Below are 22,582 nucleotides of genomic sequence, written 5' to 3'. Positions count from 1 at the left end.
AGTGAATGGTGAATATTGCAGCCACTAAACCGTTGCTGCCCATTCAGATTACGAGTGCTGGGGGTACAGGTAAAATTGATAATATTTAAAAACCACATCAGAAATATTGATATAGAAAAATGACAGGGTACAATGAAACCGATTGCTCAAAGGCTTTATAAAAAAGAGCGTCGGAAAACAGATAATTACAAGAGATTAAGGAAGAAATTTGCGTTATTCATTAAAGCAGCTTGCCGTCTTTGACGCCGTTGCAGATTCCGGGAGTGTAAGCCAAGCGGCGGATAAGCTTGCACTGACTCAGTCGGCTACCAGTATGTCACTCGCTCAACTTGAAAAGATGCTAGGCAGGCCCTTGTTTGAACGACAGGGGAAGCAAATGGCATTAACCCATTGGGGGATGTGGTTGAGACCAAAAGCAAAACGCCTTCTTCAAGATGCACAACAGATAGAGATGGGCTTCTATGAGCAGCATCTTCTTAGTGGTGAACTACGTCTTGGCGCTAGCCAAACCCCTGCGGAACACTTGGTTCCAGACCTCATCAGTATTATTGATAACGACTTTCCAGAGATGCGTATATCACTTGGCGTGCAAAGTACTCAGTCGGTTATTGAAGGCGTTCTTGATTATCAATATGACTTGGGTGTTATCGAAGGGCGCTGTGATGACAACCGAATTCACCAAGAAGTGTGGTGTACAGACCATCTCACCGTTGTTACCTCAGCACATCACCCATTTGCCAAGCGTGAAAGAGTGAGTTTGGCTCAACTTGAGCAAGCGAAATGGGTACTTCGAGAACATGGTTCAGGTACTCGCAAAGTTTTTGATAGCTCTATTCATCATTTAATTGCCGATCTAGACGTTTGGCGAGAGTACGAGCACGTACCTGTGTTGAGAAGTTTGGTGGCAAATGGACCTTACCTAACTTGTTTGCCATATCTTGATGTTGAGCGCTTTATCGAATCCGGTCAGCTAGTTACTTTGAACGTGCCTGAATTAGAAATGGAGAGAACGCTCTCATTTATCTGGCGTGCAGATATGGCCGAAAACCCGTTAGCTGAGTGCATTAAGCGTGAAGGAAAACGCATGATGAAGAGTCGTCCTTCCGTTCTATAACCACTTTTCTGCTCTTTTCTTAATACCGATATCTGTTGAATAAGCGATATCGGTCTCTATCTACTGATAAAGCGTCACTTTCATACATTATAATTGTGACTTAGATCGTCCGTTTTCTTTGTTAGTTACCATACTATGCCTACTTGATTTCTAGTGAGGCTGAACATTTTAGTGCTAAACGAGCGCTGTGAGTTCAGAAATAGTATGAGTACATTAGTCGCGATTTCGTTAACAACAGGTATTTTGTCAGGTCTTTGGGGCTGGATTGCTATCTCTTTTGGTTTGCTCTCATGGGCGGGCTTCTTAGGGTGCACCAGTTATTTCGCATCACCTACCGATGGTGTGAAAGGGCTGCTGAGCAGCTTACTCACTAACATGACAGGCGTATTCTGGGCAATGGTTATCATTCATGGCTCTACCTTTGCTGGTTTAGAGATCCTAGGCTATGTCATCACTGCTATTGTCGCTTTCTTCATGTGTATTCAAGCAAAACAGACCTGGTTAGCTTACATTCCAGGGACTTTTATCGGTTCTTGTGCAACGTTTGCCGCTGCCGGTGATTGGCAACTAGTCGTGCCTTCACTACTGCTAGGTGGTGTGTTTGGTTACTTGATGAAGACGAGTGGCGTATGGCTTCACGAAAAATCATCTCAATCTTCTCCAAAGGCAGAACAGCACGCCAACCGCGTTGAAGCGTAAGTTATTGAAAAAGTAATTGTAGGTTTCAGTGGTGTTGTCGGATTGGATATGTCCCTGTGAAAGATAACCCCCAATTAATTTGTATAGACTTTTTATACAGGCACACCACTTGGTGTGCCTTTTTTCTTTTTGAGACGGAAGAAGAGTTAAATTGTAAGAGCTATGTGTTGCCGTTGGCCATGGTAATGACTCGTTTAAGTGTCCAGCGAAGCAAAAGAGGAATGCACTCAAGACCTCGATTTTCACAGTGTGAGACGATAGCAAGCGCCAGATCAGGCTTAGCGTGCTTCTTCAACACTCGAGCCACGACTTTCTTTGGCGGAATAGGGTGATCGTAAGGGATCTTCACCATATCTCTAAAGAAGCTCTCAAAGCCATTCATATAAAGGTAGTGTTCGATGTCCTTCTCTGGTAACTCTGTGAGTCGGTGCCGGGGTTGGTCATTATCAAGTTTAGCGAGTACAGTCGCAGCGTATTTCTTACCAGCCGCATCGCCATCCGTCACGACATGCCAATCTATACCAAACTCTTTAGCTACCTTAATCAGCGCTTTTAACCCAGATTGGGCGAATTCAATAATCTGCACACCTTCTGCCGCTAAGTTATAGCCGCATTGATTCGCTAACTCATTGAACAACCAGACTTCCGTCTCTCCCTCCACTAGCAGCCAACAACGAGCGAACAAGGCTCCCGAACGATGAAAACGAATATGGAAACCGATACGCCGAAGTTCGTCTTTACTAAAGTGAGAGATGTTCAATTGATTGGCGATGGTTTTGTCTGATTGACGCACTAGACGGCGAATAGAGTGCAAAGGCACCGCTGCTAATAACTCGCCACTGTTAGTCGTCAGGATTTTCTGCATCGGCAGTTTTTGCAACAAGCTCCAGGCTCTCGCAAGGTGCGTTGGATGCAAACGACCCTCAGGATCCTCTAAGATCAAAAGTGGCCGTGCACAGCGTCTTAAGTCATTTGGCCCTTTGGCATGAAGGTAAGCATTAAGTAAGCCCATAAACAGCAAACGTGTCTGTTTATTGTTGGTCTCTTCAACGAGTTCATGAATGCTCTTGTCGTTGATTCCCGTTGAATACATAAGTCCATCGCGTTGTTTGCGAGGGTTTTTACGTGAAACGCTTTTAAAAGAGAAATAGTGCTCTATTAGACTCTGCATCGAATCTAAACTGCTGCGCATTTCACCTTTATTGACATGGCCTGGTATCGCCATGAGTCGACGGCAGGTATTATCGATACGCTTTTCAATCCGAGTCTGATGGCCGTTACCATTTCCATTGCCATTAAACGGACGATCAAAATGACGAGCATCTCGAAGGCGAATAACAGGGTGGAGAGTCATGAGTTCTTGAGCCAGCTTCTCTGAATGGTGCAGTTTAAGTGGGTTACCGTCTAAATCGAGAAAGGCGTAGTGAGTCGTGGTTTCATACTGCTCTAGCGTTGCGCTGATTCGATAATAGATTCGATAAGTACCATGTTCATCTTGAACCCATATTGGCTTGAGTTTGCGATAACGCCCAGCATTCAACTCTGATTTATCATTTGCTTTTAGGGATAGCACAATCTGCAGGTGTTGCGATTGCGGGTGCGAGACTGAATAGTCTACATGAAAGTCTGTCATCTCGAATTGATAAGGCACGCCATCGGCGGGGAGTACAACAGACAAAGCATCAAGCAGTGAAGATTTACCCCAAGTATTTTCACCGATTAACGTTGTGAGCTCATCGAATGCCAGTGACATCCGTTTGATACCTCTGAATCCAGAAATCTCGATTCGTTCTAATTGCATAGGCTTACTCCTAACAGAAGATCTGCTAATGCTTTGAAAGCAAACAGATATCTATAATCATAATCGATATTTTTGTGCTAGGTGTATTCTGTTGTCACAAAACAGAGTCTAAAGTTTAAACGAACCGAATGTGATTATTGATCTATCACGCGTATTTTTTTGCAGTGCTGTTTCATAAAATTCACGATTCTGTCATGATTCCCGACCTAGTATGAAGGGAAGAAGAGAGAGAACATATGACAAAAAAGAATAAGCCAGCGAAACTGGTATTGGCGCATATTAATGACACCCACTCATACTTTGAACCAACGTCATTACAACTATCACTAAAAGTGAATGAGCAAATCATAGAGCCTTATGTAAGCGCTGGTGGTTTTGCTCGCATCGCAACTCGATTCAAGCAGCTAAAAGAAGATGCCACTCGACAGGGCAAAGATACGCTGTTTCTCCACGCTGGGGACTGCTTCCAAGGGACGTTGTACTTTTCTCTGTTTAAGGGAAAAGCCAATGCGGACTTGTTGAATGCGCTCAACATCGATGCAATGACACTAGGAAATCACGAACTCGATATGGGTAATGAACCTGTTGCCGAGTTTGCTAAACGCATTCAATTTCCTTTGTTGGCGGGTAACTGGAATTTATCGAATGAGGATATCAAGAAAACTCATACGTTAGCTGACAATAGCCAAGTCATAGCATTCCTTCCTGATACGCGTAGCGCGAGCTACATTGTAAAAGAGTTTGATGGTGAGCCAGTCGCTATCTTCGGCCTTAGTATCGACCAAATGGGGCTGATTGCGAACCCAGATATCGACACACCGTTTGAGAACGCCGTAGCTACGGCTAGAGCCACCATCGAGCAAATTCAGCAAGAAGGTATCAATAAGACCATTTTACTCAGTCACTTAGGTTATGAGGGTGATTTGGAAATGGCGAATCAAGTAGACGGTATTGGACTTATTGTTGGAGGGCATAGCCACAGGTTACAGGGTGACTTTTCCGACATTGGCTTGATTAAAGATGACGAGTATGGCGTGAAAATCAATGATACCTACGTCGTTCAAGCTGGCTTCCACTCTATGTCTTTAGGCCACTGTGAGATTGAATTTGATGAGTCTGGAAAAGTAGTGCACTTCAATGGTCGAAATGAATTGCTTCTTGGCCGTCGTCTGTTTATCGATGCAAAACTCAGTGAAGTAGGTCAGGGGGATGCTCACGACCTCGCTTGTGAGTACTTGAATAACCATCCCCATATCTCTGTATGTAAAAAAGACCAAGATATTCAGTGTATCTTAACCGACAAGTACCTTCCGCGAGTACGTCAGCTACAACAGCAAATTATCGCGACAGCAACGGATAAGCTACGTCATGTCCGGGTGCCTGATGCAAAAGGGCCAAGTGAGCTAGCGCCGCTTGTCGCTCAGTCCTTCCACTATGCAATGAACCAACGTGGTTTGGATGTGGACTTTGCAATTCACAATGCTGGTGGTGTGCGTAATTCTCTAAACGCTGGTGATGTATCAGTTGCAGATATTGCCGGAAAGCTACTACCGTTTGCCGTACCGATAGGAACGTATCAAATAAATGGTGAAACCATTGCCGCTATGTTGGAAGGTGCAATTAATAATGCGCTTGATAATGGCGTCGTTGGTACAGGTTCAGGCAGTTTTCCTTATACCCATAATCTAAGATTTTGTTACCACGCAGAAGCACCGGTAGGACATCGAATTCATCATCTAGAAATCTTTCGTAATGGTGATTGGCAACCCGTTGAGCGTCAACAGATGTATCGTGGCTCGTCATCTGCCTATACCATGAAAGGCAAAGAAGGCTATGACGCAGTGCTTAATATGCAGGGAGAAGGGACAGTGACTACGCTATCCATGGCGGACTGTTTCATTGAGTTTTTAAAAGCAAATCCAGAGGCGTTAAACACTCGTGACGCTCAGAACTGTTTGGTTTGCTATAAAAAAGTACATTAATACTTTTTTGGTATCTTTTTTGCTTGATGTTTCGCAGTTGCTCTATTTGGCAGGAGACGAAACATGTGGAAGAAAGATTGGTTGGATGCGGTAGCCGTAGTAGGTTGGGTGTCGGTTTGGTCGGCGCTGGTTTACTTCGTACCTATTGCAGGACTGTAGGAAAGAACGCTAGAGATTAGTACGATCTATGGCTGACACCTGCAGTTAACAACGACAACAAACAAAAGGGGCTTTTTGCCTCTTTTTGTTTTTTTAGTGCAAATTTATATAGACGAAACACAAATTCGGGAATATTATCCACGCGTTTGGGGAGTAGTTAGCGCAAGTTTACGTATCGTCATCTCGTTAGGCCAAGTGCCTATCCGGTGCGTAAAGGTGAAATCCCATATTTCACTTCAACGAGACCAACGCAATCACAATCAAGTGCCATTTTGGACCTTGATCTGTTTTGTTTGCGGAAGGTCTTTGAACAGTTCTTCCGCCCGGAGGAATAATGAACTCAACTCAATCTCTTTTATCAACTCAGCAAGACGCGTTGTCAACGTCACCAGATGTGATGACTTACGTGGGCTTCTTCATACTGACGTTAGTATTAGTTTCTGTCGATATCTATCAGACTCGTGGTGGCAATGTCACCATTAAGAAAGCGACGGTGTGGAGCATCTTTTGGTTTTTGCTCGCATTCCTGTTTGCAGGCTCAATCTATCTGTTTTGGGAATTCTATGCGCCTCATAGCGACTACACTGCAGAGAAAGCAACGGTCTCGTTTATCACGGGCTATCTGTTAGAGAAATCGCTTAGCGTAGATAACCTGTTTGTTTTCGCGATGATCTTTGGTCAGTACCAAGTACCTGAGCATTTACGTCCTAGAGCGTTGCTATGGGGTGTGATTGGTGCACTAGTGTTACGCGCGGTGATGATCGCGTTAGGCGCTCAGTTACTAGCACAATACCATTGGGTACTGTATGTGTTTGCAGCATTCCTTATCGCAACTGGTGTGAAATTGGCGCTTGATAAAGGCGAAGAGGAGAGCGTGAATACGCTACCTGAAAAGCTGTTACGTAAAGTGATGCCTGTGACCGAAGAGTTTCATGGCGCGTCATTAGTCGTGAAGCAAGGCGTTAAATGGATGATCACCCCGATGATGTTGGTGATTGGTGCAATTGCAGTCATGGATGTAATGTTCGCACTAGACTCTATCCCTGCAATCTTCGCAGTGACACAAGAACCGTTTTTGGTTTTGGCGGCTAACGTATTTGCGTTGTTAGGTCTTCGCTCGCTGTACTTTGTACTACAAGGCATGATGGACAAGTTCATCTACCTCAAACCAGCACTGGCGTTCATCATGGTATTTATTGGTATCAAGATGCTGCTGGTGGAAAGCGAATATGCGATTCCGACTTATTGGTCATTGGGCGTTTTAATCACCACCATGACAGTAGCGGTTATAGCATCTATCTATGGAAATAAGTCAGACATAGAACAGACAAATTAAAGTCAAAATAACTTATCTAAATAGTGGTTATTTTCTCGAGGCCAAGCGAGCAAAGAATTTATTTATGTAAATTTTTTGTGACCTTGGCCTCTTTGTTTAGAGTCTAATTTGTACTAAATTCAAGTTTTAAGCGTAAATTTGAATTTAAATTCACTTTGTGTGAGTGCGTATTCTATACGGTTGTTAATGGTTTGTTTTATTAGAAAAACTAATCCGAACTTCTAGTTTTTGTCATTTTTTAACCTGCAAATAATCGCCTATTATTCTCACCAACAAGACGAAACACTTAAAAAATTTATAGAGAGGCAATCATGGCTCAAGCAATGCAAATGAATACTATCGCTGTTCCAAACTCTATGGATAAGAAGACCTACGCGGTTAACTTCAAAGGACTGATTGCACACATCATCGATATCCTGTTCGTTGATAACACTCCTCGCAGCTACTACGCAAGCGACCTTTCTGGTCACATGCAAAAAGATATCGGTATCTACCGTTAATCTTGCGAGATAAGAATTGATGAAAGCCAGCTCATGTAGCTGGCTTTTTTGTGCCTGAAAGGAAACTAATGACGACTCGGTCTTATCTATAACTTGGTGCACTTAATGCACATGAGATAAGAAAGATCAGGAAAGGAGTCGCTATGAGTCGTATCTGCAAAAGTCATTGGCTAGGTATACCGCTTGCGCTGTGTTCAACACCAATTCTTGCTGAAAGTTGGGAGCATAAAGGCCAACCTGCTCAAATTATCGAGTTATTCACATCAGAAGGGTGCTCGAGTTGTCCTCCGGCTGATGAGTATTTGAGTAAGCTCGAAACCCACCCTGAACTCTGGCAAGAGGTAATCCCACTTGCATACCATGTCGACTATTGGAACTATCTAGGTTGGAGTGACAAATTCGCTAGCCAAGCGTTTAGTCAAAAACAGCGTTTGTATAAAGCTTATGGAGTTGTAAGCAGCGTTTATACACCAGGCTTTGTGGTCGATGGTAAAGAGTGGCGTGGTTACTTTAACTGGCTTGATCGCACATTGCCTTCGATGCAGCAAACTGATAAGCCCGCTTTGAGTCTAAACCGCTCGGACAATACCTTTAAAGTGAACTACGAAGGGGATGGCGACTATGTTGCTCATATCGTCCTACTCGCGATGAACCAAGTAACTCAAGTGAAAGCGGGTGAGAATCGTGGCAGAGAGCTCGAACATGACTTCGTGGTGGTTTATAACGGCTTTCAACGTGGCGAATCAAGTTGGGAGTTTGATATTGATTTTAGTCCACTTGTCGTTAAGCCGGATGCGGTAGCGGTGTGGCTCACCAAACCCAACTCCTATCAACCGGAACAAACCGTCGCCGGATGGTTTAATCAATGATGAGTTGGTAGAGTTCAAAGCTCCATTTAATAAGATTTACCTGATACCTCGCTTTAGTTGAGCTTGGATTTAGGTAATTACAAGGAAATCAGTACGGAAAGAGGCGTAAATGCGCTAGTATAGCGCGCTCTATTTTATCATTGAGTCTCTTCCATTAATGACTGATACCACGACACCAACCAACTTTTCTGAACTTGGTTTAATCTCGCCACTTGTTTCTCGCTTAACTGAGCTTGAGTATCAACAACCCACGCCTATTCAAGCACAAGTGATTCCGAGTGTATTACAAGGCCGTGACCTTATTGCTGGAGCAAATACGGGTTCAGGCAAAACCGCAGCCTTTGCACTGCCGCTATTACAACAGGTTTACCATGAAAGCCCGGTAAGCCGTGGTAAAGGAAACCATGTTTCAGGACTTATCTTGGTTCCAACCCGAGAATTGGCAAAGCAAGTATCAGACAGCGTAAAGTCGTACGCTGTGCATTTTAATGGTGCGATTAAAACGGTTTGTGTATTTGGTGGTGTATCAGTAAATCGCCAGATGCAAGCCCTACGTGGTGGTGCTGATATTCTTGTTGCGACACCGGGTCGACTACTTGATTTGGTTTCTAGCAACGCAGTTAAGTTGGATCGTGTAAAAACGCTGATCCTCGATGAAGCTGACCGAATGCTGAGTCTTGGCTTTACCGAAGAGCTAGACGCCATTCGTAAGTTATTGCCTACTAAAAAACAGACTTTGCTTTTCTCTGCGACGTTCCCAGAACAAGTGCAAGCGCTGACTGAAGAACTACTTAACGACCCGCTTGAGGTTCAGCTACAAAGCGCGAATGCAAGCACGCTTGTTCAGCGTGTATTTGAAGTAGAGAAGGGACGTAAAACCGCACTATTGGCGCACTTAATTAAAGAGAATCAATGGCGACAAGCTCTAATTTTTGTTAACTCAAAAAATGGCTGTGAGCACTTAGCGGATAAACTGTACAAGCGCGGTATCATTGCGGAAGTATTCCATGGTGATAAAGGTCAAGGCTCCCGTACTCGCATTCTAGAAGACTTTAAGTTGGGTGAAATCGACGTACTTATTGCGACTGATATTGCAGCTCGTGGTTTAGACATTGAGAAGCTACCAGTTGTGATTAACTTCGATCTACCGCGTAGCCCATCAGACTATATGCACCGTATTGGCCGGAGTGGTCGTGCAGGAGAGGTTGGTTTGGCGTTGTCTTTGATCGACCATGAAGACTACCACCACTTCAAGATCATCGAGAAGAAGAACAAGATTCGTCTGGATCGAGAGCAAGTAGAAGGCTTTGAAGTGGATGCAGAAGCGGTTGCAGAACTGATTGCAGCGCTTAAACCAGTCGCGCCACCAGCCGGAACAGGTAAGAAGAAAAAGAAGAAGAAAGCAGCACAAAACCAAGATGTGTGGCTTAAAAATAGCTAGCCTCGTATGAGGTTTTGATACTAAAAAGGCGCTCGATGAGCGCCTTTTTGAGTTTTTGGCAGAAGCGATTACTTCTTACGACAGAACTCAGCGATCACGTACATAGATTGACCACCGTTTGTTTTACCAGAAACCAGTTTAGGGTCGTCACCAACGCTGATACCGCGGATAACGGTACCTTGTTTGATTACTTGGTTAGTGCCTTTAACTGGCAGGTCCTTGATTACCGTTACGTCGTCACCTTTTTTCAGTTCAACGCCGTTGCAATCAAGAGGCTTATCATCAGCTGACATGCCGATTTGAGCCCAAACAGAAGTCTCTTCTTCCATGTACATCATGTCTAGTGCGTCTTGCGCCCAGCTTTCTGTGTTTAGACGCGTTAGTTGGCGCCATGCTGTTACTTGTACAGGTGGCTCTTGGCTCCACATGCTGTCTGTTAGACAACGCCAGTGGTTGATGTCTTTAGGATCGTCAATCTCACCAAGACACTTGTCACATACCATGATGCCGTGGTCTACCGTAACGTGGCTGTGTGGTGGTACTGCGTATGCAGTAAGAGAAGAATCAGAACCACATAGTTCACATTTAGATTGGCAGCGTTCTAGCATAGTTGCTTCAGAAGACATAATGGACTCACATTTATTAGGTGTTAATTTACGAGGCTATTATCCACTTTATTTAATAGAATGAAAGGCCTCGTACGGTATTCTGTCTTGATTAATTTTAGCTGAGATCAATCGAAATGCTTAAACTCTATATGCAAACGATTTTGCGAGAGACAAAGTAGGAGAGTTCCAAATAAAAAATGCCAGCGGTTAGGCTGGCATTTTGGGGTTAAGGTTAGACTTAACGTTACTCTAAAACTGAAGCTGCATTTGAAACAGCATCTAATTTGTTATCAAGTAGGAAATCCACAGCTTGTGCTTGCATCGCTGCGTGATGAGCTGCATCCAAAGGTAATGGTTGCGTGTCGTCTTGCGGGATAACAAACGTGCTGTGCGTCGCTGTGTTATTGAACTTCACAAAATCTTTAACGCCATCTGGTGCAACACTATTCGAGTCAACTACTTTTAGGCCAAGTTTTGTTGCTAGTGGTGTTGTCCCGGCAAATGGAGCTGTTGCTACTGAGTTCGGCACAGTGTCATCGTCTTGTGCTTGGCCCATGTAAACAGGAAGTACAGGTGAGCCTGCATTTAGCAAATGATCCGCATTAGTAAACGGGTCGATCGTGTCTAACAGAGTTTGTGCAGCATACGCAAACTGTTGAAACGCCGCTTCCATCTGTGCTTTTTGAACAGCTGTCGCGCCTTGTTCGAAAGTTTCGTAACACTGCTTATCTGTCAAACTTCCACAAGCTGCCGTAGCAAATGCCACATATTCTGATGATGCGCCTAATGCTACATTGTGCTTTATTTGTGGACCAAACTCAGTAGAACCAAGAAGAAGGTTGGAAATCTGTCCGCCTGAGTTTTCAATTGCCGCAGCACTAAAGTTGTACAGAGCATCAGCTGTTGCGCTACCTAGTGTACGATTAGATGAGGCGACTGCAGTAGTGCCCACAATACCACCTAACGAATGCCCCAAGAACTTAACTTGAGATCCTGTGGCTAGGTCGAAGCCTTTTAGCGGTGATGCACCTAACAAATTAGCTTGTGATGACACAGCAAGAGATGCACGTAAGCCCATTACGTCGAGAGCACTTTGACGTACATTATCGCGTGCTACCGGTAAATTGGTTAGGTTCAAATATGCAAGTACGTTTGCGTTCGCAGAACGTGCATCGTCTAAGCTACGGGTACCATGAATCGGTAAGTCGATAGCCAATACTGCTAGACCCGCTTGCGCCAAGTTATAAGCAAAAGCGTAAGCATTTTCTTTGGCTGACGTAATACCGTGTTGGTAAATCACTACATTTGTAGGATCTGAGCCATTTGGTGTGAACAGCAGAAACTCAACAGTCTCTAAAGATTTAACTTGTGGTACTGGCGAGTACTTAGTGATGACTCTTTCACTATCAAGTGGAGTGCCGTCTACTAGCGTTAAATCTAAGCCTATAAGTTTAAGTTGTTCAGTTTGGCTCGTAGCGAGTAGAGTAGGATCAATGCCAGCCGCCATAAGTTGTGCAACCATATTGGCTTGTTCTGCACTATTACCCAAGGCACCAGAAACTTTAGCTAGGCTCGGCATCGCTGATTCGAATGGCTGAGAATTCCAGTTCGCTGCGCCTTTTTCTAGATAATGCGGTAGTTGAACAAAACCTTCGCTTACGTCTACACTGGCTCCTGAAGCAACGTACATTGTGTTGATTGCGCCTTTTGCTAAAGCAATCGCCGTAGCATCACCACCGCCAATGTACTTGTCAAAATCTGCATCTTCGTCTAGTGCAGTAGTAAAGTCTTTCGTCGAAACAAACTGCATTCCATATGCCGTAGATAGGTCTACACCATCAGCTTTTGCACTTCCTTTCCATACATCATTGAGTCCGGTGCCGCCTAAGCCTGTTGCCGTGGCGCCTTTAGTCGCGAATAGCGTGTCACCGATAGATTGGGTAGTAAACCAAGTTGAATAGATGATGTCCTGCGTATCAAGTGTAATCGCACCTGCGGCATTGGCGCCGGCAAAAATTTGTTCTACACCGCGCGTGACTTGTTGCGCTTGAGCCAAGCTACCTTCTGTGTAGGTGGTGGTCATTGATTTTAGCGCAGCATAGCTTGCTGACATGCCAACTGGATCACCATTAACGTCTGTCAATTCGTTAGACAGAGCCAACACGTATTCACTTGATGCATCTAGAGAGTCATTAAACACGATCGTAAACGTGTCCGACGCGGCGCTAGATAACACATTGAAATCAGTGCCTAGTGTCAGTACTTGTGTGACAGTAGGTGCTGCTGCAGATGTTAATGAACCGCTAAGTTTAAGTAGGTAGACACCTGCAGCGGCAGCGCCGTCGGCTAAGCCTGCGCCTTCAAAGTTCATAATGATTGGCATTGAGGTTGACCAACCATCCATAGTGTTCATTGCTGCTAGTGGATTGGTTAGAGCATCGTTGCCACTTGTCGGTAATCCTAAAGTGCCATCAGTACTATCCATTAAAGCAAAGCTAGGTAGGGGAACCGAGGTGTTTGCCCCTGACAGATGGAACTTAATGTTCGTCGCTTGAGCTAATGAGTCCTGAATATGTTGTTCGTATTGCGGTGTCGTTGAAGCACCTGAGCTAGATGTATCGTCGCCACAGCCAGCAAGAATAATGGCTGACGCCAAGACTGAAACTTTAAATAACTTTTTCATAGCATCATTCCATTAGTTGAAGGTGTAGTTTAGTTGAACGGCAGATAGGTAAGCTGTACCTTCTGCGCTGAATGAAAGGTCTTGGCCTAATTTGTTAGTTTCGGTGAAGTCACCTTCTTTACTCTGAACAATCGCAAAGCCTGCATCAAGAGTTAGGTCTGGATTGACAGCGTAAGTCAGGCCTGCGCTATACCAATAACGATCACTATCAGGGATACTTAGAGTTGCTTCACCAGCTTGCTCGTCGTAGGCAAAACCTGCACGAAGTGTCCACTGTTGGTTAAGTGTGTAAGTCGCACCTAAAGAGTAGCGATTGTTGTCGTCGTATTTTTCTGACTTTTGGAAACATTGCCCAGCAACACCGTCACTAGTACAGTCTGGGCTTGTTGCTTTAAGTTCTTTAAAGCTGCTCCAGTGTGTCTGCTGCCAGCCGTAGTGGACTGCCCATTGGTCATTGAGCTGATGGAACGCTGAAATTTCGATGATCGAAGGTAGGGTGATTTGAAGTCGACCTGTTGTTTTGGTCGCGCTGCCTTGTACGATTCCACCTGTATAATCGGTGAACTCACCATCATCAAAGTCAAGGTCGACTTCAGAGCGGTAAGCTATCGAGAAGCGGTTGTTCTCGTTAAGTTCATATAGGCCGCCGATATTCCAACCGAAAGCGAATGTTTCCCCGGTCATCTGAATTAATTTTTGAGATGCAGGGTTACCTGTGATGTTAGAAATAGCACCTTCATGTCGGTTTAATTCCGCATGTGCGTAGACAACATTAACGCCGCCACCAACGCTTATTTGCTCATTTACACGATAAGCAAGGTTAGGGTTGAGGTTGACAGATACTAGCGCTGTATCACCTGCAAGATCACCGGCATAAATATCATCTGGATAATCTGTTGCAACACCGTAGTTAGTGAACATACCGATACCCCAAGCCCATTTGTCATTTATCGGGCTGATGTAGTAAGCCGCCGGTACGATTTGCAATGGTGCAACGTCGTCGGACGATTGGCTTTGCCCACCTGAACCGGGTACGTCGTTTTGAGTAACATTAACTTCCGGGTCAACGATAGACACTGCGCCTGAAAATTGTGCTTTATCAAAAAGGGTCATGGCAGCAGGGTTACGTGCTAATACGCTGGCGTTATCCGCCACGGCACCTTCGCCTGAAAATGAACGTCCTAAACCTGATGCTGAGTGTTCTGCAACTTGGAATCCGGCAGCTAAAGAGTTACAAGCGACCAGCACTGACAGTGAAACGAGAGAGCGTTGTACTGTTTTCATTTAAACCCTCCTAGGGCATTTATTTCTTTCTTATACGTGAAAACAAACATGAGCGACCATGCTAAATGTTAAGCATATGTTAAGGTTATGTTTTACGAAAAGTCAAAGGAAGAACAAATATTTTGTGAAGTTATATTTATTAGATGCGGGACTCTAACACTGATTATATAAATACTATCAATGCATTATCTAAGGTAAGAGGTGTGACCAGCGTGTTTTTGAGCATTAACTGAACGATAAGAAAGAAATTGTATATTTTTTAACATGTCTGGATCTGTTTACCGGAATCGATGAACTCGGCATAATACGCACCACTTGTTTAATCATTAATTTTGGATAACACATTGCAGTTACTCGCAGTAGATTTCCTAGGGAAAACGCTTCGTCTAGAAGGTTCAATGGCCGGTTGGCAACAGCTGTTTTGGAATAACACCTTGGTCTCTCAACTTGATGCAACATCAGAAGCGGAAGATTCACGTACGCATCAATTTCAGCTTCAAGCCGGTGAGCAAGTTCTGACTTGCCAGTTGGATGTCAAAGTCCAATGGCAACCGTTTGATATGGAATATCGCGCTACGGTGAATGATGAAGTAGTTAGCCAAGGCGCTCGCAATACCAAAGACATTGAACAGCAAGTACCAGAAATTGCACCTAAGGCAGAAAAGCGTTTTAGTCTGATTGGTTTAGTTTCTCTAGGTATGAAAGCCCTAAAGAGCGCCAAGTTGATCAAAGTGGTTTTGGCTTCCGCAAGTTTAGCGGCGTACTCTTGGCTTTTCTCAATTCAATTTGCCTTGGCATTAATAGCGTGCCTTATGTTTCATGAATATGGTCATATTCGTGCGATGAAATACTTTGGTATGAAAACAAAAGGAATCTACCTGATCCCATTTTTAGGTGGTCTCGCGTTGTCTGATGAGAAGATCAACACGCGTTGGCAAGATGTGGCTATCTCTATCATGGGGCCGTTCTTTGGTCTGATTCTATCCCTGATTTTTACGGTGTTGTATTGGGTGACAGGAGAGATGTTCTTCGCGGGTCTCGCCGTATTCAATGCTCTACTCAACTTATTCAACCTGCTACCAATCTTGCCTCTCGATGGCGGCCACGTGCTTAAAAGCATCAGCTTTTCGATGAACAGTCTATTGGGCATTATTTTGTGTGCTGCTGCAGCAGTTGGTGGTGTGATATTGAGTTATCAGCTCAATTTAACCTTGTTTGGTTTCTTGCTGATTATGGGGAGTATAGAAATTCTGATTGAATGGAGAGGACGCCACCATAGTCATCTTTTACCACTTGATCGCTATGGTCAGATCATTTCAGCAGTTTGGTATGTTGGCTTGGTAAGCGGGCTAATCGGTGTTATTTGGTATTTTGCATCAACAGGCGATCAACTACTGAGTTTACCGTTACAAATTCTAGGTACCTAATCGAGTGAACTGCTTGCCTTAGTACTCCAATAGAAAAGCCCTAGGTTGTAGAACCTAGGGCTTTCGTTTTGTTTCTGACTTATGTGCTTAGACCTTACAATTTGGTCTCTGTGCATTAGATTGAGGCAAAGTGGTGATTGTCGCACGGAGGTCTTGAATACGAGTGCTGTGTGAAGGGTGAGTAGAGAGCAACTCTGGAGGTTGGTTTCCGCCCGATGCCTTGGCCATGTTCTGCCACAAATTCACACTTTGGTTCGGATCGAAGCCTGCATCTGCCATGTATCGCAAGCCCACAATGTCAGCTTCTGACTCTTGGGTACGTCCATATGGAAGAATCACACCGTATTGAACCCCTAAACCGAGCGCTGCCATAGTCATCCCTTGATATTGAGCGTATTCGGAAGCACCAAGGGCGGCACTGGTTATCGACAACCCTGTGTTGGCAAGTTGTGTTTGAGAAAGACGTTCATTACTATGGTCGGCGATGACGTGCGCGATCTCATGGCCAATAACCGTTGCGAGTTGATCTTGATTAACAGCAACCTTTAATAGACCTGTGTATACGCCGATTTTGCCTCCTGGAAGAGCGAATGCGTTAACTTGGTCACTTTCGAAAACAACGACTTCCCACTCGTCAAAGCCTTGTTTAGGAATATGTTTGGTGATGCTGTTGGTCACGCACTGAACGTAAGCGTTTGTTTTGGCATCTTGACTGATTTTTTGCTGTTGCTTCATTTGCTCAAATGATTGAGCACCGAGTTGCGACATATCTTGGTCTGAGAACAGCAAGATCTGGTTTCGCCCTGTAGGAGAAGAGCTACATGCTGTGATACCAGCAAGAGTGAGAAGTGAAGCGAACTTCATCCATGACGTCATACATTATCCTCTGTGTATTGCCGTTTTTATGCATGTTAACATCAACTTGCGTGATAGCTAATAGCTGAGCGATAACAATCACGACTTACCCATAATTATAACAATGAATAGGAACATGATATGTCTATCTGGAAAAAGCCCATAGACCTCGACATCATCAACGCGACATCTAAGAATACCTTAATCGAGCACCTCAATATCGTATACACAGAGGTGAACGACAACTCTTTGGTTGCGACCATGCCCGTTTGTCATTTTACTCATCAACCGCTTGGTATGCTTCATGGGGGCGCATCAGTCGTTTTAGCTGAAACCTTGGGTTCTTTGGCGGCGAATTTCTGTGTATCAGATGGGTATTTCTGCGTTGGATTAGATATCAATGCCAACCACGTGCGTTCAATGCGTGAAGGTCATGTGATTGGTAAGGCAGAGCCGATTCACTTAGGCGCTTCAACTCAGGTTTGGCAGATTAATATTACCGATGAGCGTGAGCGCTTGGTCTGCTCTAGTCGCTTAACCATTGCAGTGAAAAAACACAAACGTTAGTCACTTAAGTTAATTAGAGTATTTATGGTTATTACATTCAGTGGTGGAAAGATCATTGCCACACCTCATGAGCTGGTTGTTCGATTAGACGGAGAGCACCGCGTTACATTGCAAGCGCAAGTTGATGCGATTCAATTGATCGGAAAAGGGGCAAACGTCGTCTCTGCCAATGGTTCGGAGTGCAAATGGTCGATTAAGCTAGACGACGAACAGCAGTTAAGAGATATCGCAAATGAAATTGGCTGCGATATTCTTTAAGTATCTTCAATATTTCTTGATAACTCACTGATAAGACATTTAAGGGGCTCTCAATTGAGCTCCTTTTTAATGCGGACTGTTTAAGACAATACCTTGTAAAATCATTAGGTATCTGTTGATTTCATTGACTAAAATAAGGAAACTGAAACCAATTCTAATTAGTTGATATTTCCTCTTTATGAGCAGCCCAAGATTACGAGTCCAGTTTGAAACCTTGTTTGAGTACTTTGATGGTAAAGATTCAGAAGTCCAATTAGATGACATTACCGACGTACTTTGTTGTACGCGTCGTAATGCGCGGATGGTTCTGAACAAGCTCGAAGAAGAGAACTGGATTGAGTGGCAGCCTGCTGCGGGTAGGGGAAAACAGTCCAAGCTGATTTTCAAACAGAACAGAAACGATGTGAGTGAAACCCTTGCACGTCGTTATCTTGAAGATGGGAAAATCGGGCAAGCACTGAATGTGCTAGATAGAGATGCGGCCAAGCTCACCCAAGTGATACAGAATTACTTAGGTGTGCAATATCAAGAAGGCGAGCAGGTGATTCGTCTACCGTATTACCGCCCTCTATCAATGCTTAACCCTGCTAAATCTATGCGTCGTTCAGAGCAGCACATTGCGCGTCAGGTGTTCAGTGGTTTAACAAGGCTTGATGACAACGATCAACTGCAACCGGACCTTGCTCATTCATGGCAAAAGGTGCAAGACGACCATTGGCGTTTCTTCATCCGTCCAGGTGTTCGTTTTCATAATGGAGAGTTGCTTCAAACCAGCCATATTGTTGAGACACTCGATTCATTAGAGAGCTTAAACATGTTCTCACATATCAAGCGCGTGGAATCTCCAGCTAACTGTGTGGTTGATGTCTACCTGACTCGTCCAGATAAGTATTTTCCTCTTGCTCTGACCGAGTCGATTGCAAAAGTCACTCTACCTGTAAGCTTGCGCGGTGATGACTATGATATTCGCCCGATCGGTACCGGACCTTATCGCGTTGAGAAGAATGATGACCAACAATTGATACTTCATGCCTTTGATGGATATTTTGGGTTCCGACCACTGATAGATAGAGTCGAAGTCTGGGTAGTCGATGAAGCATACTCTTCGATGGTTTATCCTAGCCTCTCAAAGCCAGTGATGGCTGATCGCGGTGATAGTGATGAGGTTGAGTTGGATCCGGGTTGTACCTATCTATTGCTTAACCGTCAGAAGGGCATTGCCAAAAATCCACTCTGGGCGGAGTTTCTCTCTAACGCGTTAAATGCTGCTGACCTGTTTACTCATATTCCCAAAGAGACAGTCATTGATCTTGGCGTCCTACACGCATATGGGCTCAAGCCAGGTTGGTACGATGTAAAACTCGCTACTCCTGTTTGTCCGCAATCTTCAACAAAGCCAGTAATTAAGATTGCTTTTCAGCGCCAACATCCGATGTTTCCAACATTGGCACACGCTATTGAAGCTGTGCTAAAACAATATGGTGTTGGAGTTGAGCTGTTTGGTTACGACATGGATCCGCCACACGCAGATGATGTCGATATTTGGATTAACCCGATGGGAATCGCCAACAATCGCGATGATGCACTGGTTGGTTGGCTAATGGATTATAGCTTTATTGAAGAGTCGAGCCCGTTGGATGAATTTGATCAGTGGTGCACCATGGTTGAACAATGGCGCGCTGGTGATTACGAAACCTTCCCGGCTCGTCAGCTTGGCAAGAAACTGGTTCATAGCAATCAATTGATACCCATGTTTCACTGCTGGTTAGGTGTGAACAAAGATCAATGCGGAACCCTGCAAAATGCTAAGTGTAACGCGTTAGGTTGGTTCGATTTTAGCCAGGTTTGGAATAAGCCGGATCTTAGTTAAAGGCACACTATGTCTACTATTTTTCTAACGCTCGTTACACTCATTGCTTTTGCTGCTAACTCCGTACTGTGTCGATGGGCACTTGCAGACAATAGTATCGACCCTTTGAGCTTCTCCTTGATTCGTATTGTCTCCGGTGCAATCACCTTAATACTAATTTACTGGGCTGTAACTCGCTCAAAACAGCAACTTGCTGGTGGAGAAAATAATCAGTCATCGAAATGGAAGGGCAATCCAATTTCAATTGGTGCTTTGCTCGTCTATATGTTTGGTTTTTCCTATGCGTATGTCGCGCTCGGAGCCGGTTTAGGCGCCTTAATCTTGTTTGTGATGGTTCAACTGACTATGGTGGTGGCGCACTTGATTCAAGCAAGAGGCATGTCGTTACTAGAGTGGTTTGGTTGTGTGATTGCAATTAGTGGTTTAGTTATACTGCTTTGGCCTGATAACCAACAACACGCTTTGGATTTTAAAGCGGCACTGCTTATGATGTTGGCAGGCATAGGTTGGGGGTGTTATACCTTGGCTGGGCGTAAAGTGAATGATCCACTGCACGCTACCATGATCAACTTTAGCTATGCAGGGCTGGCATCTCTTGTGCTGCTTATCGTGGTTTCATTCAATGAACTGATGCCTGACTCGATGTTTATGGGCAGCTCTGGTGTCACTTATGCTCTATTGTCTGGTGTTTTTGCTTCTGCAATGGGCTACACGCTCTGGTATCAAGTGGTCAAAAAACTCAGTACATTGACGGCATCGGTGGCGCAGTTAAGCGTGCCCATCATTGCGACTCTCGGTGGTGTTGTATTTTTATCCGAACCTGTCACGCTGCAGTTTGTTATCGCATCCGGCGTTATCTTTGTCGGTATTGCAGCGGTAATCTTTGCTCCTAAAAACAGTTAATCCAAATCATTTATGGCTAAACCTAATAAGAAACAACCAAGCAAAACGGTTCAGATATTCTGTGCTAAGTGTAAGACGCAACTCTTCAAGTACCGAAAAGGTGGCAAAGGAGCGTTGGTAAAATGCTTTAAAGAGAGAATCGTTGAAGACTACACAACAACGCCATGCCATTGTCCTGGCTGTCAGATTGAATTCGCCAGAGATACCTTAGTGAGAGGAACACCTGCGTTTAAGATGATAGGTGGAAAGGTCACTATGAAGTAAGAGATGGATAAACAAAGGAGCACTATGAAGTGCTCCTTTGTTTTAGTTTGAATTATCAAAGCCTGTTTGATGACCGCTATGCTTTGGGCTTACTTATTCGGCCCTGTAGTTTCATGATTATCAACGCAACGATAGCGCCTGATGTGTCACACAGCATGTCTTTTTGAGCGTCCCAAATGTCACCTTGCGAGCCTAAAAATGCGATGCCTTCATCTCCACCAGCCAATTCCGCGTACCACCACTCAATGATTTCATAACCGGCTGCGACACTCATGATCGCAAATAGAGAGAACCAAACTGCGATAATCGGTGACGATAGCTTCTTGCGAATCAGGTATTCAGCCAGTGGGTAGGCGTATAGCCCGATAGAGAAGTGAGCAACACGGTCGAAGTTATTACGCTCAGAGCCAATCAGCTGATTAAACCAATCAAAAGGTACTTCTGCGAAGGTGTATTTTGCACCGATCGTGTGAAGAGCTAACCAGATAAACATTAAGACATATGCAGTGTTAGAGAAGGTGAGCTTGCGTGAGAACCACCAGATACCTGCCAAGATGCCAACGGCTGGAATAATCTCTGCTATCCAGACTGCTCTTGATGAGGGCTCAATTGCAGAAAATAGAAAAACGGCTAGATAAGCTGCAGACAGTATTAATAGGGAGCGATTGCGGCTCAGAGCAGTGGGCAAAGGTTCAGTCGTGGTGGTCATAAGTGGTCCTCATCAATAATTGAGTATGTTGTCATAATATTGAACACTGTACAATTCGTTTTCACTTTACAAAATATGTTGAAAAAGTGGGTTAACGCGCAGTATCTAGACAAACGATTGCTAGAGTTTCACAAAAGTTTGATTTACGACAAAGCGCCCCCTAAAATCCCCGTTCACTACATACATAACTAGAAAGAAAGCCATGAAACTGGAAACTGTCGATTATCTTGCTGACGATGCAGCAGAGCAATTTGTTCGCTCACTACGTGAAACCGGCTTCGGTGTTCTAAAGAACCACCCGATCCCTAAAGAACTCGTAGAATCTATCTATGAAAATTGGTACCAATTCTTCATGACAGAAGAGAAGAACGATTTTCAGTTTAATGTTGATACACAAGACGGATACTTTCCACCTTCTGTCTCAGAAGTCGCTAAAGGACACAGCGTTAAAGACATTAAAGAGTATTTTCACGTTTACCCTTGGGGTCAAATCCCTGAGCAGCTAAAAGAGCAGATCTTAGATTACTATGCGCGCGCAAACGCATTTGCTCAAGAGCTATTGGGTTGGGTTGAAGCTCACGCTCCAAAAGAAGTACAAGAGAAGTTCTCTGTAGCACTATCTGAAATGATCAACGGTAGCGAGCAGACTCTGCTTCGTGTTCTACATTACCCACCAATGCAGGGTGATGAAGAGCCAGGTGCAATCCGCGCTGCTGCTCATGAAGACATCAACCTACTAACGGTTCTTCCTGCTGCGAACGAGCCTGGTCTACAAGTGAAAACTAAAGACGACCAATGGTTAGACGTGCCTTGTGATTTCGGTAACCTGATCATTAACATCGGTGACATGCTTCAAGAAGCATCAGGTGGTTACTTCCCATCGACAACGCACCGTGTAATTAACCCAACAGGTGAGCGCCAAGAGAAGTCTCGTATTTCATTGCCTCTTTTCCTACACCCTAAACCAGAAGTGGTGTTGTCTGAGAAGTACACAGCGAATGAATACCTAATGGAACGTCTACGCGAGCTAGGTGTTATCTAAGCAAGCCTGATTCCATAACAAGTTTAAAGCCAGCATTTTGCTGGCTTTTTTGTATTTCAATGACGGCTAACTGTTTGACTAGCTGTTCAATTTCAAAGAGTTATTGATTGAGTTTTATTGGGCTCAACCGTTGAAACTTTTGGTTAAAGCCTCGACAAATCAGCAATGATGGCTTTCAATGTATATATGAACCAATCTGCATTATAAAACT

Annotated in this window: 20 protein-coding genes; 14 read left to right on the top strand and 6 right to left on the bottom strand. The window is 44.3% G+C overall.

The features are described from left to right. Nucleotides 1–208 precede the first annotated feature (208 nt). Both VFDL14_RS05385 and VFDL14_RS05390 read left to right on the top strand, forming a co-directional pair. Nucleotides 209–1,114, top strand: a complete 906-nt coding sequence (locus tag VFDL14_RS05385; protein ID WP_032552583.1) for a LysR substrate-binding domain-containing protein — start codon at nucleotides 209–211, stop codon at nucleotides 1,112–1,114. Between the two features lie 204 nt (nucleotides 1,115–1,318). Beyond that, entirely contained in the window at nucleotides 1,319–1,813 is a 495-nt protein-coding gene (locus VFDL14_RS05390) for a DUF1097 domain-containing protein (RefSeq protein WP_032552582.1), read from the top strand. Between the two features lie 160 nt (nucleotides 1,814–1,973). Here VFDL14_RS05390 and VFDL14_RS05395 read toward each other — a convergent pair whose 3' ends face one another. Continuing rightward, a complete protein-coding gene (locus VFDL14_RS05395) occupies nucleotides 1,974–3,614 on the bottom strand; it encodes an ATP-dependent endonuclease (protein WP_032552581.1) in 1,641 nt (546 codons plus the stop codon). Between the two features lie 236 nt (nucleotides 3,615–3,850). Between VFDL14_RS05395 and VFDL14_RS05400 the strand changes: the two genes are divergently transcribed. From VFDL14_RS05400 to VFDL14_RS05425, 5 genes are all read left to right on the top strand, one after another. Continuing rightward, complete coding sequence (locus VFDL14_RS05400) at nucleotides 3,851–5,596, top strand: bifunctional metallophosphatase/5'-nucleotidase (protein WP_032552580.1); 1,746 nt, start codon at nucleotides 3,851–3,853, stop codon at nucleotides 5,594–5,596. A 493-nt stretch (nucleotides 5,597–6,089) separates the two neighbouring features. Next, nucleotides 6,090–7,091, top strand: a complete 1,002-nt coding sequence (locus VFDL14_RS05410) for a TerC/Alx family metal homeostasis membrane protein (RefSeq protein WP_032552578.1) — start codon at nucleotides 6,090–6,092, stop codon at nucleotides 7,089–7,091. A gap of 311 nt (nucleotides 7,092–7,402) precedes the next feature. Then, nucleotides 7,403–7,591 carry a hypothetical protein gene (locus VFDL14_RS05415; RefSeq protein WP_032552577.1) on the top strand — a complete coding sequence of 63 codons (189 nt, stop codon included), beginning with the start codon at nucleotides 7,403–7,405 and terminating at the stop codon, nucleotides 7,589–7,591. A 143-nt stretch (nucleotides 7,592–7,734) separates the two neighbouring features. Then, nucleotides 7,735–8,460, top strand: coding sequence for a DUF1223 domain-containing protein (locus VFDL14_RS05420; RefSeq protein ID WP_032552576.1), 726 nt, complete (start codon nucleotides 7,735–7,737; stop codon nucleotides 8,458–8,460). A gap of 157 nt (nucleotides 8,461–8,617) precedes the next feature. Further along, entirely contained in the window at nucleotides 8,618–9,901 is a 1,284-nt protein-coding gene (locus tag VFDL14_RS05425; protein ID WP_032552575.1) for a DEAD/DEAH box helicase, read from the top strand. Between the two features lie 68 nt (nucleotides 9,902–9,969). Here VFDL14_RS05425 and VFDL14_RS05430 read toward each other — a convergent pair whose 3' ends face one another. The 3 genes from VFDL14_RS05430 to VFDL14_RS05440 all read right to left on the bottom strand — a co-directional run bounded on the left by VFDL14_RS05430 (nucleotide 9,970) and on the right by VFDL14_RS05440 (nucleotide 14,476). After that, nucleotides 9,970–10,527: a PhnA domain-containing protein gene (locus tag VFDL14_RS05430; protein ID WP_032552574.1), complete on the bottom strand. Its 558-nt coding sequence runs from the start codon at nucleotides 10,525–10,527 to the stop codon at nucleotides 9,970–9,972. A 226-nt stretch (nucleotides 10,528–10,753) separates the two neighbouring features. Further along, a complete protein-coding gene (locus VFDL14_RS05435) occupies nucleotides 10,754–13,192 on the bottom strand; it encodes a VolA/Pla-1 family phospholipase (protein WP_032552573.1) in 2,439 nt (812 codons plus the stop codon). A gap of 12 nt (nucleotides 13,193–13,204) precedes the next feature. After that, complete coding sequence (locus VFDL14_RS05440) at nucleotides 13,205–14,476, bottom strand: porin (protein WP_032552572.1); 1,272 nt, start codon at nucleotides 14,474–14,476, stop codon at nucleotides 13,205–13,207. Nucleotides 14,477–14,820: 344 nt separating this feature from the next. On the opposite strand from VFDL14_RS05440, the gene VFDL14_RS05445 reads away from it, so the two are divergent. Continuing rightward, nucleotides 14,821–15,903, top strand: coding sequence for a site-2 protease family protein (locus VFDL14_RS05445; protein ID WP_032552571.1), 1,083 nt, complete (start codon nucleotides 14,821–14,823; stop codon nucleotides 15,901–15,903). A gap of 87 nt (nucleotides 15,904–15,990) precedes the next feature. Here VFDL14_RS05445 and VFDL14_RS05450 read toward each other — a convergent pair whose 3' ends face one another. Beyond that, nucleotides 15,991–16,779: a M48 family metallopeptidase gene (locus VFDL14_RS05450; protein WP_032552570.1), complete on the bottom strand. Its 789-nt coding sequence runs from the start codon at nucleotides 16,777–16,779 to the stop codon at nucleotides 15,991–15,993. A gap of 120 nt (nucleotides 16,780–16,899) precedes the next feature. On the opposite strand from VFDL14_RS05450, the gene VFDL14_RS05455 reads away from it, so the two are divergent. The 5 genes from VFDL14_RS05455 to VFDL14_RS24100 all read left to right on the top strand — a co-directional run bounded on the left by VFDL14_RS05455 (nucleotide 16,900) and on the right by VFDL14_RS24100 (nucleotide 20,620). Beyond that, nucleotides 16,900–17,325, top strand: coding sequence for a hotdog fold thioesterase (locus VFDL14_RS05455; protein ID WP_032552569.1), 426 nt, complete (start codon nucleotides 16,900–16,902; stop codon nucleotides 17,323–17,325). Nucleotides 17,326–17,349: 24 nt separating this feature from the next. Further along, nucleotides 17,350–17,583, top strand: a complete 234-nt coding sequence (locus VFDL14_RS05460; protein ID WP_032552568.1) for a DUF3389 domain-containing protein — start codon at nucleotides 17,350–17,352, stop codon at nucleotides 17,581–17,583. 178 nt (nucleotides 17,584–17,761) lie between these two features. Continuing rightward, nucleotides 17,762–19,453 (top strand): SgrR family transcriptional regulator, encoded by a 1,692-nt coding sequence (locus VFDL14_RS05465; protein WP_032552567.1) that lies wholly within the window; start codon nucleotides 17,762–17,764, stop codon nucleotides 19,451–19,453. Nucleotides 19,454–19,462: 9 nt separating this feature from the next. Then, nucleotides 19,463–20,356 carry a DMT family transporter gene (locus VFDL14_RS05470; protein WP_032552566.1) on the top strand — a complete coding sequence of 298 codons (894 nt, stop codon included), beginning with the start codon at nucleotides 19,463–19,465 and terminating at the stop codon, nucleotides 20,354–20,356. Between the two features lie 12 nt (nucleotides 20,357–20,368). Further along, nucleotides 20,369–20,620, top strand: coding sequence for a hypothetical protein (locus VFDL14_RS24100; protein ID WP_084181904.1), 252 nt, complete (start codon nucleotides 20,369–20,371; stop codon nucleotides 20,618–20,620). A gap of 76 nt (nucleotides 20,621–20,696) precedes the next feature. On the opposite strand, the gene VFDL14_RS05475 is transcribed toward VFDL14_RS24100, so the two are convergent. Then, on the bottom strand, nucleotides 20,697–21,329 hold the full coding sequence (locus VFDL14_RS05475; RefSeq protein ID WP_032552565.1) for a DUF2238 domain-containing protein: 633 nt from the start codon (nucleotides 21,327–21,329) through the stop codon (nucleotides 20,697–20,699). Nucleotides 21,330–21,531: 202 nt separating this feature from the next. Between VFDL14_RS05475 and VFDL14_RS05480 the strand changes: the two genes are divergently transcribed. Next, on the top strand, nucleotides 21,532–22,371 hold the full coding sequence (locus tag VFDL14_RS05480) for an isopenicillin N synthase family dioxygenase (RefSeq protein ID WP_032552564.1): 840 nt from the start codon (nucleotides 21,532–21,534) through the stop codon (nucleotides 22,369–22,371). Nucleotides 22,372–22,582: the final 211 nt, after the last annotated feature.

The organism is Vibrio fortis (genome assembly GCF_000695685.1).
GTDB classification, from domain to species: domain Bacteria; phylum Pseudomonadota; class Gammaproteobacteria; order Enterobacterales; family Vibrionaceae; genus Vibrio; species Vibrio fortis_A.
The sequence above is the reverse complement of the archived record's forward strand: the minus strand, read 5'-3'. Positions and strand labels throughout refer to the sequence as shown.

Excerpts from the sequence above, each read along its gene's own strand:
- VFDL14_RS05480 (WP_032552564.1), top strand. The coding sequence starts at position 21,532 with ATGAAACTGGAAACTGTCGATTATCTTGCTGACGATGCAGCAGAGCAA.
- VFDL14_RS05415 (WP_032552577.1), top strand. The coding sequence starts at position 7,403 with ATGGCTCAAGCAATGCAAATGAATACTATCGCTGTTCCAAACTCTATG.
- VFDL14_RS05455 (WP_032552569.1), top strand. The coding sequence starts at position 16,900 with ATGTCTATCTGGAAAAAGCCCATAGACCTCGACATCATCAACGCGACA.
- VFDL14_RS05390 (WP_032552582.1), top strand. The coding sequence starts at position 1,319 with ATGAGTACATTAGTCGCGATTTCGTTAACAACAGGTATTTTGTCAGGT.
- VFDL14_RS05420 (WP_032552576.1), top strand. The coding sequence starts at position 7,735 with ATGAGTCGTATCTGCAAAAGTCATTGGCTAGGTATACCGCTTGCGCTG.
- VFDL14_RS05400 (WP_032552580.1), top strand. The coding sequence starts at position 3,851 with ATGACAAAAAAGAATAAGCCAGCGAAACTGGTATTGGCGCATATTAAT.
- VFDL14_RS05410 (WP_032552578.1), top strand. The coding sequence starts at position 6,090 with ATGAACTCAACTCAATCTCTTTTATCAACTCAGCAAGACGCGTTGTCA.
- VFDL14_RS05425 (WP_032552575.1), top strand. The coding sequence starts at position 8,618 with ATGACTGATACCACGACACCAACCAACTTTTCTGAACTTGGTTTAATC.
- VFDL14_RS05430 (WP_032552574.1), bottom strand. The coding sequence starts at position 10,527 with ATGTCTTCTGAAGCAACTATGCTAGAACGCTGCCAATCTAAATGTGAA.
- VFDL14_RS05450 (WP_032552570.1), bottom strand. The coding sequence starts at position 16,779 with ATGACGTCATGGATGAAGTTCGCTTCACTTCTCACTCTTGCTGGTATC.
- VFDL14_RS24100 (WP_084181904.1), top strand. The coding sequence starts at position 20,369 with ATGGCTAAACCTAATAAGAAACAACCAAGCAAAACGGTTCAGATATTC.
- VFDL14_RS05435 (WP_032552573.1), bottom strand. The coding sequence starts at position 13,192 with ATGAAAAAGTTATTTAAAGTTTCAGTCTTGGCGTCAGCCATTATTCTT.
- VFDL14_RS05440 (WP_032552572.1), bottom strand. The coding sequence starts at position 14,476 with ATGAAAACAGTACAACGCTCTCTCGTTTCACTGTCAGTGCTGGTCGCT.
- VFDL14_RS05470 (WP_032552566.1), top strand. The coding sequence starts at position 19,463 with ATGTCTACTATTTTTCTAACGCTCGTTACACTCATTGCTTTTGCTGCT.
- VFDL14_RS05475 (WP_032552565.1), bottom strand. The coding sequence starts at position 21,329 with ATGACCACCACGACTGAACCTTTGCCCACTGCTCTGAGCCGCAATCGC.
- VFDL14_RS05460 (WP_032552568.1), top strand. The coding sequence starts at position 17,350 with ATGGTTATTACATTCAGTGGTGGAAAGATCATTGCCACACCTCATGAG.
- VFDL14_RS05395 (WP_032552581.1), bottom strand. The coding sequence starts at position 3,614 with ATGCAATTAGAACGAATCGAGATTTCTGGATTCAGAGGTATCAAACGG.
- VFDL14_RS05465 (WP_032552567.1), top strand. The coding sequence starts at position 17,762 with ATGAGCAGCCCAAGATTACGAGTCCAGTTTGAAACCTTGTTTGAGTAC.